General features: G+C 57.0%; 13 protein-coding genes. 4 read left to right on the top strand and 9 right to left on the bottom strand.

Annotated features, from left to right (window positions below; translation table 11 throughout):
* Positions 1-36: 36 nt before the first annotated feature.
* From pstA to FJD38_RS13785, 4 genes are all read right to left on the bottom strand, one after another.
* Positions 37-1,707, bottom strand: coding sequence for a phosphate ABC transporter permease PstA (gene pstA, locus FJD38_RS13800; protein WP_122783558.1), 1,671 nt, complete (start codon positions 1,705-1,707; stop codon positions 37-39).
* A gap of 15 nt (positions 1,708-1,722) precedes the next feature.
* On the bottom strand, positions 1,723-4,008 hold the full coding sequence (locus tag FJD38_RS13795) for an ABC transporter permease subunit (RefSeq protein ID WP_146385787.1): 2,286 nt from the start codon (positions 4,006-4,008) through the stop codon (positions 1,723-1,725).
* A 256-nt stretch (positions 4,009-4,264) separates the two neighbouring features.
* Positions 4,265-5,251, bottom strand: coding sequence for a phosphate ABC transporter substrate-binding protein PstS (locus FJD38_RS13790; protein WP_122783556.1), 987 nt, complete (start codon positions 5,249-5,251; stop codon positions 4,265-4,267).
* Between the two features lie 158 nt (positions 5,252-5,409).
* Complete coding sequence (locus tag FJD38_RS13785; RefSeq protein WP_146385785.1) at positions 5,410-6,699, bottom strand: MFS transporter; 1,290 nt, start codon at positions 6,697-6,699, stop codon at positions 5,410-5,412.
* A 371-nt stretch (positions 6,700-7,070) separates the two neighbouring features.
* On the opposite strand from FJD38_RS13785, the gene FJD38_RS13780 reads away from it, so the two are divergent.
* A complete protein-coding gene (locus tag FJD38_RS13780) occupies positions 7,071-7,472 on the top strand; it encodes an acyl-CoA thioesterase (RefSeq protein ID WP_122783554.1) in 402 nt (133 codons plus the stop codon).
* Between the two features lie 58 nt (positions 7,473-7,530).
* Positions 7,531-8,430: a D-hexose-6-phosphate mutarotase gene (locus FJD38_RS13775; protein WP_146385783.1), complete on the top strand. Its 900-nt coding sequence runs from the start codon at positions 7,531-7,533 to the stop codon at positions 8,428-8,430.
* Positions 8,431-8,588: 158 nt separating this feature from the next.
* On the opposite strand, the gene FJD38_RS13770 is transcribed toward FJD38_RS13775, so the two are convergent.
* The 5 genes from FJD38_RS13770 to FJD38_RS13750 form a co-directional block, all read right to left on the bottom strand.
* Positions 8,589-9,125, bottom strand: a complete 537-nt coding sequence (locus tag FJD38_RS13770; protein WP_146385781.1) for a DUF3299 domain-containing protein — start codon at positions 9,123-9,125, stop codon at positions 8,589-8,591.
* An 82-nt stretch (positions 9,126-9,207) separates the two neighbouring features.
* Positions 9,208-9,456, bottom strand: coding sequence for a GlsB/YeaQ/YmgE family stress response membrane protein (locus tag FJD38_RS13765; protein ID WP_122783551.1), 249 nt, complete (start codon positions 9,454-9,456; stop codon positions 9,208-9,210).
* A 105-nt stretch (positions 9,457-9,561) separates the two neighbouring features.
* Positions 9,562-10,647 carry a 5-(carboxyamino)imidazole ribonucleotide synthase gene (locus FJD38_RS13760; RefSeq protein ID WP_122783550.1) on the bottom strand — a complete coding sequence of 362 codons (1,086 nt, stop codon included), beginning with the start codon at positions 10,645-10,647 and terminating at the stop codon, positions 9,562-9,564.
* Positions 10,648-10,658: 11 nt separating this feature from the next.
* Positions 10,659-11,150: a 5-(carboxyamino)imidazole ribonucleotide mutase gene (gene purE, locus FJD38_RS13755; RefSeq protein ID WP_122783549.1), complete on the bottom strand. Its 492-nt coding sequence runs from the start codon at positions 11,148-11,150 to the stop codon at positions 10,659-10,661.
* Positions 11,151-11,380: 230 nt separating this feature from the next.
* The gene (locus FJD38_RS13750; RefSeq protein WP_146385779.1) at positions 11,381-12,292 is read right to left on the bottom strand and encodes a LysR substrate-binding domain-containing protein; all 912 of its coding nucleotides are present in this window, start codon (positions 12,290-12,292) and stop codon (positions 11,381-11,383) included.
* A gap of 180 nt (positions 12,293-12,472) precedes the next feature.
* On the opposite strand from FJD38_RS13750, the gene aspA reads away from it, so the two are divergent.
* On the top strand, positions 12,473-13,897 hold the full coding sequence (aspA, locus tag FJD38_RS13745; RefSeq protein WP_122783547.1) for an aspartate ammonia-lyase: 1,425 nt from the start codon (positions 12,473-12,475) through the stop codon (positions 13,895-13,897).
* A gap of 409 nt (positions 13,898-14,306) precedes the next feature.
* The gene (locus FJD38_RS13740) at positions 14,307-15,728 is read left to right on the top strand and encodes an alanine/glycine:cation symporter family protein (protein ID WP_122783546.1); all 1,422 of its coding nucleotides are present in this window, start codon (positions 14,307-14,309) and stop codon (positions 15,726-15,728) included.
* Positions 15,729-15,763: the final 35 nt, after the last annotated feature.

The following is a 15,763-nucleotide window of genomic DNA, read 5'->3' as shown; positions in this document are numbered from 1 at the left end:
CTTGCCGTTGGTAGCTTGCCGCTTGAGGCGTATCTATTAGCTTTCCAGCGCCTTGTACTTCTCGCGCAAGTGGTTACGTATCCACACGGCCGACAAGTTGAGCGTTGCAATCACCATGACCAGCAACAACGCCGTGGCGTAGACCAACGGCCGTGCCGCTTCGACGTTCGGGCTCTGGAACCCGACGTCATAAATATGGAAGCCCAAGTGCATGATTTTCTGATCAAGGTGCAAATAGGGGTAGTTGCCATCCAAGGGCAGCGACGGTGCCAGTTTGACCACGCCCACCAGCATCAACGGCGCAACTTCACCCGCAGCACGGGCCACGGCGAGGATCATGCCGGTCATCATGGCCGGGCTGGCCATAGGCAGCACGATCTTCCATAAGGTCTCGGACTTGGTTGCACCCAGCGCCAGCGAACCTTCGCGCACCGTACGCGGGATACGCGCCAGCCCTTCTTCAGTGGCCACGATTACAACAGGCACAGCCAGTAGCGCCAATGTCAATGACGCCCACATCAGGCCAGGCGTACCAAAGGTCGGTGCTGGCAAGGCTTCGGCGAAGAACAGGCGGTCAACAGAGCCGCCCAGCACGTAAACAAAGAAGCCCAGACCGAACACCCCGTACACAATCGCCGGCACACCCGCCAAGTTGTTGACCGCGATCCTGATCACACGGGTCAGGGTGTTCTGTTTGGCATATTCGCGCAGGTACACCGCTGCGAGCACGCCGAACGGAGTCACGATCACCGCCATGATCAATGTCATCATCACGGTGCCGAAAATCGCCGGGAAAATGCCTCCTTCGGTGTTGGCTTCACGCGGGTCTTCGCTAAGGAATTCCCAGATGTTGCTGAAATACATGGCCAGCTTCTGCCAGCTGTTCATGGCGTTCGGTTGATAAGCCTTAACCACTTTGCCAATGCTGATTTCCAGCTCTTTGCCGTTGGCATCGCGGGCTGTCAGGCTGTCGCGGTTGAATTGTGCGTGCAAGTCGCCCAGGCGATCCTCAATGGCTTTGTAACGCGCATTGAGTTCGGCACGTTCGGTTTCCATGTCCGCTTGAGCCTGTGGGGTCAGCTTGCCTTCCAGCTCCAGCTTGCGGCCATGCAGACGGATACGCTCTAGCCCATAGTTGATGGCGCCAATGTCTTTCTTTTCCAACTGGCTCAGTTGTTTGGCCAGGTCATTGACGCGTTTGACCCTGGCTTGCAGCTCTGGCCAGGCAGCAGCGCCTTCAGCGACCACCTTGCCGTCTTCTTTCACATTGACCAGGTAACCGTAGAAGTTGCCCCACTCGCGGCGCTCAATGGCTAACAGTTCTGGCGGCGTGGTCTGATTGGTCAACCATTCGCCCACTACCCAGGTAAAGTCGTTGCCGTTGAGGTCACGGTTGCCCACCTTGATCAGCTCGCGGGTCATAAACTCCGGGCCTTGATCAGGGACAGGTAGACCGGCACTTTTGAGGCGCTCGCGCGGCACTTCTTCTTTTTGCACCACCTCGCCCAGCACCACGTGATTGGCAGAGCCCGGCACGTTGTATTGCGCCAGCACCAGATCAGCAGGCCAGAAATGCCCCAGCCCGCGCACGGCGATCACTGCCAGCAAGCCAATGGTCATGATCACCGCCAGCGACACCGCACCACCGCTGATCCACACACCGGGAGCGCCGCTCTTGAACCAACCTTTGAGGGAATTCTGTTTCACAGACTTCTACCTTCCTTAAAGCGACGAATATTTCTTGCGCAGACGCTGACGAATCAGCTCGGCAAGTGTGTTCATGATGAAGGTGAATAACAGCAGCACCAGCGCCGAGAGGAAGAGCACGCGGTAGTGACTGCCGCCCACTTCCGACTCAGGCATCTCCACCGCCACGTTCGCCGCCAAGGTGCGCAGACCTTCGAACAGGTTCATTTCCATGACTGGCGTGTTGCCCGTGGCCATCAACACGATCATGGTCTCGCCCACGGCGCGGCCCATGCCGATCATCAGTGCCGAGAAAATCCCCGGGCTGGCGGTCAGGATGACCACGCGGGTCATGGTCTGCCACGGCGTGGCGCCCAGTGCCAACGAACCCAGGGTCAGGCCGCGCGGCACGCTGAACACGGCATCTTCAGCGATCGAGTAAATGTTGGGGATGACCGCAAAGCCCATCGCCAAACCCACCACCAACGCGTTGCGCTGATCGTAAGTGATGCCCAGGTCGTGAGAGATCCACAGGCGCATGTCGCCACCGAAGAACCACGCTTCCATAAACGGGCTCATGTACAGCGACAACCAGCCAATAAAGAGGATAACCGGGATCAGAATCATGCTTTCCCAGCCATCCGGCACGCGCAGGCGGATCGACTCAGGCAGGCGGCTCCAGGCGAAGCCCGCGACCAGGATACCGATGGGCAGCAGCATCAGCAGGCTGAAAATCCCCGGCAAGTGGCCTTCTACGTACGGCGCCAGAAACAGGCCGGCAAAGAAGCCCAAAATCACGGTCGGCATCGCTTCCATCAATTCAATGACCGGCTTGACCTTGCGGCGCAGGCTCGGAGCCATGAAGTAAGCGGTATAGATGGCAGCCGCAACGGCCAGCGGCGCCGCCAGCAGCATGGCGTAGAACGCCGCCTTCAATGTGCCGAAGGTCAACGGTGCCAAGCTCATCTTCGGTTCGAAGTCGGTGTTGGCCGCCGTCGATTGCCACACGTATTTAGGTTCGTCGTAGTTTTCGTACCAGACCTTGCTCCATAACGCGCTCCAGGAGACTTCCGGGTGCGGGTTCTTCAGCGTCAGAGGGACAAGCTTGCCGCCCTCCTCCACGATGATGCGGTTGGCACGGGGCGACAGCGCCATGATGCCCGGGCCTTCAGCAACCTTTTCTACCAGCAGGGTACGGTGCGCCGTGCTGTGGAACACACCGATTTCACCGGCCGCATCCAGGGCCAGGAAGCCTTTACGACGCTGTTCGGCCGTGATCTCGACGATCGGTGAAGTGCCCATCTGGAAACTGCGGATATGCTTGAAGCGTTGCTCGCCATCCGGGTCGCGAGCCATAAACCACTGGCTCAGACCACCTGTAGAATCACCGAAGATCAGCGAGATACCGCCTACTAACTGAGTGCTGGCGGTAATTTCGGTCGTGGCATCATCAACCAGCTTGTACCGCCCGTTGAGGCTCTTGTCGCGCAGGCTGAACACATCGGCTTGCGCGCGGCCGTTGATCACATACAACCATTGCTGACGCGGGTCGACATAGAGAGCTTTCACCTGCTCAGTCATCTGCGGCAGGTCAATGCGGGTTTCGGAGTTCGTCACCTCACCGGTCATCATGTTTTCTTCGCTGGCCAGCGACACCACATTCAATTGCGCGCCCGTGGAAGCTGCCACCACCAGCGTCGAATCATTGACACTCAGGTTAACGTGGTCCAGTGGGCGCCCTTGCGGGTCGAGCGCAATGGGCGTTTCGCCATAGGGGTACTCAACGGCCGGGGTGATGGTCTTTTTACCGTCCGGATAGCTGACCCGGTAAGTGTGGCGGAACACCAGCGCCTGACCATTGGACAAGCCGAGCGCCACCACCGGGTTACCCGGTTGATCTTCACCAATCGATGTGACGTGCGTGTCTGCCGGCAGCGGCAAATTGACCCGCGACAGCTCATCGCCGTTCTTCACATTGAAGAACAACACCAAGCCTTGATCGGAGACCCGCATACCCACCTGATTCTGCTCCTCGACGGAGAGCATCAGCGGCTTGCCGGCATCTTGCATCCACACCGGGGTAATCGCCTGTTTGGCTGTGAGGTCTGCGCCCTGAAACAACGGGAAAACCACATAGCCGAGGAAGAAGAAAATCAGGGTGATTGCACCGAGCACAGCTAGACCGCCAACAAACACGTACCAGCGGGTCAGGTGATCTTTAAGCGCGCGAATGCGCCGCTTGCGTTGCAGTTCAGGCGTATTGAAATCAATGCGCTTGGGAGCGGAAGTCGTAGTCATTGGGGAATTGGCCAGATCATTCATGCGCACACCCTAGCGGTCCTGTATGACAGAAAGATGACAAAGCAGTGACGCAAAAAATCCGCCGCCCGACGGTGCTGGCAGCGGAGTGAAAAACTGTGGTGAAACCAATAATGCTCAAACTCGTAGCAGCTGCTGCAGGCGGCGTCCGGCGGCGTAGCCGTCGTAAATTCAGTCACGCGGGCTTTCAGTTAAACCGCATGCTTTATTCTTGCGATCGCTGCGCGATCGGACGTCGCCTTCGGCAACTGCTACGGGTTTAGTTACCTTCTTTCAGACCCAGGTCAGCCAAGGCTTTTGCGGCGACTTTGGCTGGCAGCGGGATGTAACCGTCTTTCACGACCACTTCCTGACCTTGCTTGGACAGCACCAGCTTGATGAACTCGGCTTCCAGCGGGTTCAACGGCTTGTTTGGCGCTTTGTTCACATACACATAGAGGAAACGCGACAGCGGATATTTGCCGTTCAGTGCGTTTTCTTCGGTGTCTTCGACGAACTCTGTGCTGCCCTTTTTAGCCAAAGGCACGGTTTTTACACTGGCAGTTTTATAACCAATGCCCGAGTAACCCACACCGTTTAGCGAGCTGCTGATCGACTGTACAACCGAAGCCGAGCCTGGTTGTTCGTTCACGTTAGGCTTGTAGTCGCCTTTGCACAGCGCTTCTTCCTTGAAGTAACCGTAAGTGCCGGAGACCGAGTTACGACCAAACAGCTGCACCGGCTTGTTGGCCAGGTCGCCGGTCACACCCAGATCACCCCAGGTTTTAACGTCAGCTTTGGCGCCACACAGACGGGTTGAAGAGAAGATCGCATCCACCTGTTCCATGGTCAGGTGCTTGATCGGGTTGTCCTTGTGCACGAACACGGCCAATGCATCGACCGCCACCGGGATAGCGGTTGGCTTGTAGCCGTACTTCTGTTCGAAGGCAGCCAGCTCGTTATCTTTCATCTTGCGGCTCATCGGGCCCAGGTTAGCGGTGCCTTCAGTGATGGCCGGAGGCGCGGTCGAGGAACCGGCAGCCTGAATCTGGATATTTACGTTTGGATATTCTTTTTTGTACGCCTCAGCCCACAGCGTCATCAAGTTCGCCAAGGTATCGGAACCAACGCTGGAAAGGTTGCCCGACACACCAGTGGTCTTAACGTACGGCTGGATCGCCGGATCAACACCCGCGGCAACCGCATTCGCAGTTGCAACGCCTGCGGCGACAAAAGTCAGGGCCGCCATCACACGCTTCAGTTTCATGCCTTACTCCTAGCAAACGGGGTTAGAAGAATCGGTGGCCAGTATCAGCAGGCCGTGTGACCACTCTATGAACCGATTGTGACAATTAGATGAAAGGCCATCATTCGTTGAAAAATGATGGCCTTTCGAGGGGGAGGGCAAGACAGTGTGACGACAGGTCAGCGACCTTTGTTCCACAAATACGCGCCCACCAGCAGCCCCATCGTGCAAATGATTGCTACGTAGTACGCCGGGCCCATCGGGCTTTCTTTCAACAACAGCGTCACTGCCATTGGCGTCAGGCCCCCAAAGATGGCGTAGGCCAAGTTATAGGAAAACGACAAGCCGCTAAAACGCACCACCGCCGGAAAGGCTTTAACCATCACATAGGGTACTGCTCCGATGGTGCCAACAAACAAACCACTCAGCGCGTACAACGGGAATAGCCAGTCCGGGTGTTGCAACAGGCTGTGATAGAACGTCCACGAGGTGATCAGCAATGCGGCACAGCCGATGACAAACACCTTGCCCGCCCCGAAGCGATCAGCCAGAGCACCCGAAGCGATGCAGCCCACGCTCAAGAACACAATCGCCAAACTGTTCGCTTGCAGCGACGTAGTGGCGGAAAACCCGTACACCGTTTGCAGAACGGTCGGGGTCATCAAAATGACCACGATGATTCCGGCAGACAGCAACCAGGTCAGAAGCATTGAAATAACAATGGCCCCGCGATGCTCACGCAGTACAGCTTTGAGCGGTACTTCTTCGGCCAGCGCCTTACGCAGTTGCAGTTCGGCGAACACCGGCGTTTCGTGCAACCAACGGCGCAGGTATACCGAAAACAGACCGAATACACCCCCCATCAAGAAAGGAATCCGCCACGCGTAATCAGAGACTTCAGCCGGGGTATAAATCGAATTGATCGCGGTAGCCATGAGCGAGCCCAGCAAAATGCCCGCTGTCAGCCCGCAAGTCAGCGTGCCGCAGGCATAGCCCACGTGACGCGGGGGGACGTGCTCTGCAACAAACACCCAAGCCCCCGGCACTTCGCCACCAATGGCTGCACCTTGAATAACGCGCATCAACAGCAACAGAATCGGCGCCCACATGCCAATTTGTTCATAGGTCGGCAGCAAGCCCATGATCAACGTCGGCACCGCCATCATAAAGATGCTCAAGGTGAACATCTTCTTACGCCCCAGCAAATCGCCGAAGTGCGCCATGACAATGCCACCCAACGGCCGGGCAAGGTAGCCGGCGGCGAAAATGCCGAAGGTTTGCATCAGGCGCAGCCACTCGGGCATATCCGCCGGGAAAAATAATTTCCCGACCACGGTGGCGAAGAACACAAAAATAATGAAATCGTAAAACTCCAGCGCACCACCCAAAGCAGACAGCGACAAGGTTTTGTAATCATTACGGGTTAACGGCCGCGATGGCGGCGCAGCACTGGAAGCTTCGGTGATCATGAGGTCAGGTATCTCTTATTAGGCTCGGCGCAAGCTGCAACTGCACCGGCAGGGGCTAGACAGGCGTTGAAAGATAACAAATTGTTTGCAAATGCGTAGAGCTAGACGCATGACGCACTCAAAAAGCAGAATCAGAAGGTCGTCGGCCCGGCTATCCCCCGATATACTCGTTGACCGCACAAACATCCTGAAACATTAAGATTGCTGTGCGAAAGCGCCTGCTGGGCATCTCCAGCCGATTTCGCAGAGTTTTCTTTAGCGCGGCTTATGAAGAACGTGACGAACGTAGTATGTTCGGGCTGAATCGTTTTTCTAAAGACGCTTATTCACCCGCACTACCTTAATGAATCACGGGTCAGAGGCCCTTCGGCATGTTAGAGCTCGAACAAGAAGATCCAATTCCGCAGGGCGATCTGGCCTTGCAAATCACTGCCCTACCCCGTGAGACCAACGGCTTTGGCGATATTTTCGGTGGTTGGCTGGTGTCTCAAATGGACCTGGCGGGCACCGCAATGGCCAGCAAAGTTGCCGGCGGCCGCGTAGCCACAGTCGCGATTGATCGTATGGCGTTTCTGGTTCCTGTGGCCGTCGGTGCTCAGTTATCGTTTTATACCGAAGCGCTGGAAATTGGCCGCAGCTCAATCCAGATGATGGTTGAAGTATGGAGCGACGACCCGCTGTCCAGCGAATGGCGCAAAGTTACCGAGGCAGTATTTGTATTCGTCGCGATTGATGGCAGCGGTCGTACGCGCGCAGTTCCATCTCGCGGTTAAACCTCGTCGCTAATTGCTGGTCTACTGCCGTCCTTACTACTGAAACAGAGAGCCTGTCATGCATCATATTGAGTCAGTCACCCTGGACGAACTGGAGTGCTGGCACTTCCAGCATGGGCAGGCACAACTCTTGATCGCCAAACAAGGCGCTCAAGTGCTCAGCTATCAAGTGGGCGATGAGCCGCCGATTATCTGGCTCAATGAGAAAGCTCAGTACAAGCACGGCAAAGGTATTCGCACCGGCGTGCCGGTGTGCTGGCCATGGTTTGGCAATCTGGCACTCAACCCGGCCAGCGTTCAAGCCATGCGCAAGTCGGATGAACCCGCATCGGCCCACGGCCTGGTGCGCACCCGTGAGTGGGAACTGGTTGAGATTAATAATGCCGGGGAAGCACTGCGTGTCGAATTGAGGCTGCCGCATGTTGAAGGCGGCCTGCCCGGCTGGCCACATGATGTTGAGCTGACGATGACTGTAAGTCTGGACTCGCAACTGCACATCAGCCTCACCAGCCACAACCGCAGCAGCATCCCGGTCAGTATCAGCCAAGCGCTGCACAGCTACTTTGCGGTCAGCGATGTGCGCAAGGTTAAGGTCGAAGGCGTCGACGGGCTGACCTATATCGAAACACTGGACGACTGGAAACGTGTTCAGCAAGCGGGGGACTTAACCTTTACTGGCGAGACCGATCGCATTTATCTCAACACCCCTAAGCATCTGAGCATCGTCGATCCCGATTGGTCGCGCCGCATTGAACTGACCAGTTGTGGCTCGAACTCTGCCGTGATCTGGAACCCGTGGATCGACAAAACCGCCACGTTCAGCGATATGGCCGCAGATGGCTGGCAGCGCATGCTGTGCATCGAGACGGCCAATGTGATGGACGATGTGATAACGCTGGCGCCGGGGGCCAAACATACGCTGGGTGTGAGCATTGGCAGTGGTCGCTTGCGGGGGTAGGTAAGGCCTGCCCTCACCCTCTCCCGGCGGGAGAGGGGTCTGACCGAGTCCATTTTGGATTCAAAGCCGTTCTGTCAGATTGCTATCAACTTTAAGCATCGCTCAATCGATTCCCTCTCTCTCTGAGAGACGGCTAGCGTGAGGGTGTGACGTATCGCTTACAAATCCTCCTCAACCACCACCCGCACCTTGCTGGCGTCCAGCGCATAGGCTGCATCAGCCAGGTCATTGCTCACACTCTCAACTTTCAGCGTGCCCATCACCCACAAGGGCGTGTAAATATCGTCCAGCTTCAAGCCTTTTGGATAACGCACCAACACCAATTGATTAGGCGGCGGAGGTGGCACGTGAATGCATGCCCCAGGGTAAGGCACCAGGAAAAACAACGTACTGCGTCCCTTCGAGTCGGTTTCCAGCGGCACAGGATAGCCGCCTAAACGGATTGTCTTGCCGTTCATGGCAGGCACCGTTTTAGTGGAATACATGACGGCAGGCAGGCCTTTGCTTTGTTTCATTCCGCCCTTATCGGTAAACGTACCCATGGCCTCAGGCGAGTCATGGTCGATTTCGGGCATTTCTTCGAGGGCTTTTTGATCCGACTTGGGCATCAGCTCCAGCCAGTCGGTTTCGGGCAGTTCTGCCGCGTGGACCAGGCCTGCGCCCAGCAAAAGGAAGATTAATAAAAAACGGCGCATGACTGGCTCGATCAAGAAGGGCTGAAGACGGCGTGCAGTTTAGCCCTCTCCGGGCGTGGCGCAGAGAGGGCTAAACACGCGATCAGCTCTTTTTCGTAACCAGGCCGTAGATCACCAGCAAGATCACCGCACCAATCACCGCACCGATGAAGCCTGCACCTTCGCCTGCGTGGTAAATACCCAACGCTTGACCACCATAGGTTGCCGCCAACGAGCCGCCGATACCCAACAGGATGGTCATGATCCAGCCCATGCTGTCGTCACCCGGTTTCAGGAAGCGAGCCAGCAGGCCAACGATCAGGCCGATAAAAATGGTTCCGATGATGCCCATAGACGCGTCCTCTCATTTGATGGCGTAAGCCAAAGCCTAGTCAGCACTTTGGCATCACGCCATCTGAGAGCGGCGACAACCGAATGGTTCCCGCCGATTAATGATTCAAGCTTCGTCGATCAACGCTTCAACCTGTTGGATCTGCGTTCGCAACGTGGCCATGTCGGCACAACGCAGGTTGGCATGACCGACCTTGCGACCTACTTTGAAAGCCTTGCCGTAGTGATGCAAATGGCAGTCAGCGATGGCAATGACTTTCTCCACCGGCGGTACTGTGCCGATAAAGTTGAGCATGGCGCTTTCGCCCACTTTGGCCGTCGACCCCAGAGGTAAGCCGGCAATGGCGCGCAAGTGGTTCTCGAACTGACTGCATTCAGCGCCTTCAGTCGTCCAGTGGCCGGAGTTATGCACACGCGGTGCAATTTCGTTGGCTTTGAGCCCGCCGTCGACTTCAAAGAACTCGAACGCCATCACCCCGACGTAATCCAGCTGTTCGAGCACACGGCTGGAGTAATCTTCAGCCAGTGCCTGCAACGGGTGGTCGGTGCTGGCCACGGACAACTTGAGAATGCCGCTGTCGTGAGTGTTGTGCACCAGCGGGTAAAACTGTGTTTCGCCATCACGACCGCGCACAGCAATCAGCGACACTTCACCGGTAAAAGGTACAAAGCCTTCCAGCAAACACGCCACACTGCCCAATTCGGCAAACGTACCAACGACATCTTCAGGGGAACGAAGCACTTTTTGACCCTTGCCGTCATAACCCAAGGTGCGGGTTTTGAGCACGGCAGGCAGACCGATGCTGGCGACCGCGGCATCGAGATCAGCCTGGGACTGAATGTCGGCAAACGCCGGGGTCGGAATGCCCAGGTCTTTGAACATGCTTTTTTCGAACCAGCGGTCACGGGCAATACGCAGCGCATCGGCACTCGGATAAACCGGCACAAATTGCGACAGGAATGCCACGGTCTCAGCCGGCACACTTTCAAACTCAAACGTCACCAGATCCACTTCATCCGCCAATTGGCGCAAGTGATCCTGATCGCCATAGTCAGCACGGATATGCTCACCCAACGCAGCCGCACAGGCGTCTGGCGCAGGGTCAAGGAAGGCGAAGTTCATGCCCAGCGGAGTGCCCGCCAAAGCCAGCATGCGGCCCAACTGACCGCCACCGATTACACCGATTTTCATCGTCAAAAACCTCAGGCTACGCGTGGGTCTGGATTGTCCAGCACGGTGTCTGTCTGTTCAGCCCGGAATGTTTTCAACACGGCATGAAACTGTGGGTGCTTGGCGCCCAGGATACTGGCTGACAGCAGCGCGGCATTGATCGCGCCCGCTTTGCCGATGGCCAGGGTTGCAACTGGAATACCCGCTGGCATTTGCACGATCGACAGCAACGAATCGACACCTGACAACATGGCCGATTGCACCGGAACGCCGAGCACCGGCAAATGCGTTTTAGCGGCGCACATGCCCGGCAAATGTGCCGCGCCACCGGCACCGGCAATGATGACCTCAATTCCGCGGCCTTCGGCCTCGGCAGCATACTGAAACAGCAGATCCGGAGTGCGGTGGGCAGAGACCACTTTGACTTCGTAAGGGATGCCGAGTTTTTCCAGCATATCGGCGGTGTGGCTGAGGGTGGACCAATCGGACTTGGAGCCCATGATCACGCCTACTAATGCACTCATCGTCGCGCCTCTTCTCTTGGGCGCCCGCAGGCGCGTCAAAAAACAACAAGCCACGCGGGGGAACCGACGTGGCTTGTTATAGGAATTAAGGCCGGTCGTGCCGGCCGAAGGCCGCGCAGTATACCCCAAAGAAGTGCGTTAAAAGCACCTTTGGCGACCATCTGTCTTGCCCGGCAAAAACCGTCCGGACACCCGGTTTTATTGACTCTTAGGTCAGACGAAAAAACGCATCAGGTCGGTGCCAGGCCGGTCGGGTTCTCCAGCTTGCGCCACAGCAACCGTACATTGGCCTTGCGCACCAAGGCACAGCGGTACAAGCGAATCTCCAGCGGCACATGCCACTGCGGGCCACCGCAGACCACCAGCTCGCCTCGCGCGAGCTCAGCGCGCACGCTCAAATGCGGTACCCAGGCAATGCCCAGCCCTTCAAGCGCCATGCTTTTGAGGCTGTCGGCCATGGCCGTCTCGTAAATAGTGGTGAAGCGCAGGCTGCGCTGGCGCAGCAACAAATTCACCGACCGGCCTAAAAAGGCGCCCGCGCTGTAGGCCAGCAACGGCACACTCACATCGCCTTCCAAATCAAACAAAGGCTTGCCGTCCGTATCGGCTGCACAGATCGGCAGCATTTCGGTATTGCCCAAATGCAAAGACGGAAATATTTCCGGGTCCATCTGTAGCGCCGCATCCGGATCGTAGAAAGCCAGCATCAAATCGCAGCCGCCTTCGCGCAGAGCATGAACGGCGTCCCCGACGTTAGTCGCAACTAGACGCGTCGCGATGTTCAACCCGTCATTGCGCAACTGGGCAATCCACCGCGGGAAAAACCCTAAAGCCAGGGAGTGCGCAGCGGCCACCTGGATCACTTCGCCCTGCCCTCCTTCGAGGTGATGAAGGTGACGCAACACTTCACCCAACTGTTCGACCACCGTGCGTGCCGTGACCAAAAACAGCTGACCGGCTGCAGTCAACTCGACAGGAGTGCGGGAACGGTTCACCAAGGTCAGTCCCAGCGCGGCTTCCAGGCTGCGAATACGTCGGCTGAAGGCGGGCTGCGTGACGAAACGACGTTCTGCCGCCTGCGAAAAGCTGCGAGTCGCGGCCAGGGCACTGAAGTCCTCTAACCATTTACTTTCTAGATTCATTGAGTCCTCCCGGACGCGCACCAAAATGGATCACACGCTCGACGCTGCGTTCGCGTCACGTATGCATTATGCCGTTTCTGCATAGGATAGTGTTTAAAGGCATTGGCCCTTAATAGTCCGCAAGCCTAGGATTCGCAGCGTTCCGGCCTTGACCGGGTCCTTATCGAGATGATTTCTATCATGTCCTCCGCTGCATCTTTCCGTACTGAAAAAGACCTGCTTGGCGTACTCGAAGTACCCGCTCAAGCGTATTACGGCATCCAGACCCTGCGAGCGGTGAATAACTTCCGTCTCTCCGGTGTTCCGATTTCGCATTACCCTAAGCTGGTTGTGGGCCTGGCCATGGTTAAACAGGCCGCTGCTGACGCCAACCGTGAGTTGGGTCATCTGAGCGACGCCAAGCACGCTGCTATCAGTGAAGCCTGTGCCCGCCTGATTCGAGGCGATTTCCACGAAGAGTTCGTGGTGGACATGATTCAAGGCGGCGCTGGCACTTCAACCAACATGAATGCCAACGAAGTCATCGCCAACATCGCGCTGGAGGCCATGGGCCATCAGAAGGGCGAGTACCAGTACCTGCACCCCAACAACGACGTCAACATGGCGCAGTCCACCAACGACGCCTACCCGACGGCCATCCGTCTGGGCCTGTTGTTGGGTCATGACGCTCTGTTGGCCAGCCTTGACAGCCTGATTCAAGCCTTCGCTGCTAAAGGTGTTGAGTTCAGCCACGTGCTGAAAATGGGTCGCACCCAGTTGCAAGACGCTGTACCCATGACGCTGGGTCAAGAGTTCCGTGCTTTCGCCACTACGCTGGGCGAAGACTTGGCTCGCCTGAAAACACTGGCACCCGAGCTGTTGACCGAGGTGAACCTGGGCGGTACCGCAATCGGTACTGGCATCAACGCCGACCCGCGTTACCAGCACCTGGCCGTGACTCGTCTGGCGACCATCAGCGGCCACCCGCTGGTTCCAGCAGCTGACTTGATCGAAGCCACCTCCGACATGGGCGCTTTCGTCCTGTTCTCCGGCATGCTCAAGCGTACTGCGGTCAAACTGTCGAAGATCTGCAACGACCTGCGCCTGCTGTCCAGCGGCCCACGCACTGGCATCAACGAAATCAACCTGCCAGCGCGTCAGCCAGGCAGCTCGATCATGCCTGGCAAGGTCAATCCGGTAATCCCGGAAGCCGTTAACCAAGTGGCTTTCCAAATCATCGGTAACGACTTGGCCCTGACCATCGCAGCCGAGGGCGGTCAACTGCAACTGAACGTGATGGAGCCGCTGATCGCTTTCAAAATCTTCGACTCGATCCGCCTGCTGCAACGTGCAATGGACATGCTTCGCGAGCACTGCATCGTCGGCATCACCGCCAACGAAGCACGTTGCCGTGAACTGGTTGAACACTCGATTGGTCTGGTGACAGCACTGAACCCGTACATCGGCTACGAAAACGCCACCCGCATCGCCCGTATCGCCCTTGAAAGCGGTCGTGGCGTGCTGGAACTGGTGCGCGAAGAAGGTTTGCTCGACGACGCCATGCTCGACGACATCCTGCGCCCGGAAAACATGATTGCTCCGCGTCTGGTGCCTCTAAAGGCCTGATGCTGTAACACGCTTTACGCTCACCAGGTCGAGGGACTAGACACCTCTCACCTTTTGAGGGCTTGCAGACACGTCTGCAAGCCCTTTTTTTTGCCCGCGATTTGACCTTTAACCCCACCCCCTCAACGAAGTAACGGGTAGCTTTAAGGGCATTTCTGACAGCGAGTAGATGAAAAAACCGTCACTTATGGAGACGATTCCTACACTCCTAGGTATAGTGCCGCCCCTCTTCCTGTGCCCGGCCCCAGCACCAGCGGCCAACAACAGCACGGAAACAGCATCGTAAACCAAGCAGCAAGATGGCCAGTATCCACTTGATCGCCTCGTTTTATGCCCTGTCTCGACGGGCGTAATGCGTGATCGTGATCCGGCCGTTTTGCCATCAGATAAAAACAGCGAGGAATAATCCATGCTTGAAGTCATCAATGACTTCCTCTCAGGGAAAGTGCTGATCGTGCTCATGGTCGGGCTCGGTGGTTACTTCACGATCCGCTCGCGTTTCGTACAGTTCCGTTACTTCCTGCACATGTTTTCGGTTTTCAAAGACAGCCTGCGCAGCAGCGCTGGCGAACTCAGTTCGTTTCAGGCCTTGATGCTGAGCCTGGCGGGCCGTGTAGGTGCAGGCAACATTGCCGGCGTCGGCATTGCCGTCACCCTCGGTGGCCCCGGTGCCGTGTTCTGGATGTGGGTGACCGCACTGGTCGGCATGTCCAGCAGCTTGATCGAGTGCTCGCTGGGCCAGCTGTACAAGCGTCGCGACGCTGAAGGCCAACTGCGCGGCGGTCCGTCCTTCTATATGAAGTATGGCTTGGGTAAAATCTGGATGGGCAAACTGATGGCCGTCCTGCTGCTTATCACATTCGGTTTCGCGTTTATGGGCCTGCAAGCTCACGCCGTTACCCACTCGCTGCAAGATGCCTTCGGCTTTAAAGTGAGCTACTCGGGTTTTGCCATCGCCATCCTGCTGGGTCTGGTGTTTATCGGCGGGATCAAACGTATCGCTTCGGTTGCTGACCTGCTGGTGCCGGTCAAAACCTTGGCTTACATCGCCGTGACCCTCTACGTCATCGTGCTGCAGTTCGATCACGTACCGGCCATGCTGGGCCATATCGTTAAAAGCGCCTTCGGCCTCGACCCAGTGTTTGGCGGCTTGATCGGCAGCGCCATTGTGATGGGTGTAAAACGCGGCGTGTTCGCCAACGAAGCCGGTCTGGGCAGCGCCCCGAACGTGGCCGCCGTGGCGGACGTAGAACATCCAATCGCACAAGGTGTAGTTCAAGCGTTCAGCGTGTTCCTCGACACCTTCGTGATTTGCACCTGTACCGCGCTTCTGATTCTTCTTTCCGGCTTTTACACGCCGGGCTTTGAAGGTGATGGTATTGCCCTGACCCAAAACTCGCTGGCCGCCGTTGTAGGCGAGTGGGGCCGCGTGTTCATCAGCGTGGCATTGGCATTGTTCGTGTTCACCTCGATGCTCTACAACTACTACCTGGGCGAAAACAACCTGCGCTTCCTGGTCGGTGAAAGCCGCAAGGCGCTGATGGGTTACCGCGCGCTGGTGCTGGTGCTGATTTTTTGGGGGTCGATTGAAAACCTGCAAACCGTCTTCGCCTTCGCAGACATCGCCATGACCATGCTGGCCTTCGTCAACCTGGTCGCCTTGGCCATGCTGTTCAAGATCTGCATGCGCGTGCTCAAGGACTACGACGACCAACGACGTGCGGGTATCAAGACACCGGTGTTCGATTCCAGTAAATTCCCGGATCTGAATCTCGATCTGAAGGCCTGGCCGCCCCTCCCGGCCGCCAAGGCCGAAGAAATAAAACGCTGACACTCACGCGGCGATTCTTCACAGAATCGCCGCGT

The organism is Pseudomonas saxonica, from assembly GCF_007858365.1.
Classification (GTDB): domain Bacteria; phylum Pseudomonadota; class Gammaproteobacteria; order Pseudomonadales; family Pseudomonadaceae; genus Aquipseudomonas; species Aquipseudomonas saxonica.
Note: the sequence above shows the minus strand (reverse complement) of the source record. Positions and strands in the feature narration are given on the sequence as shown.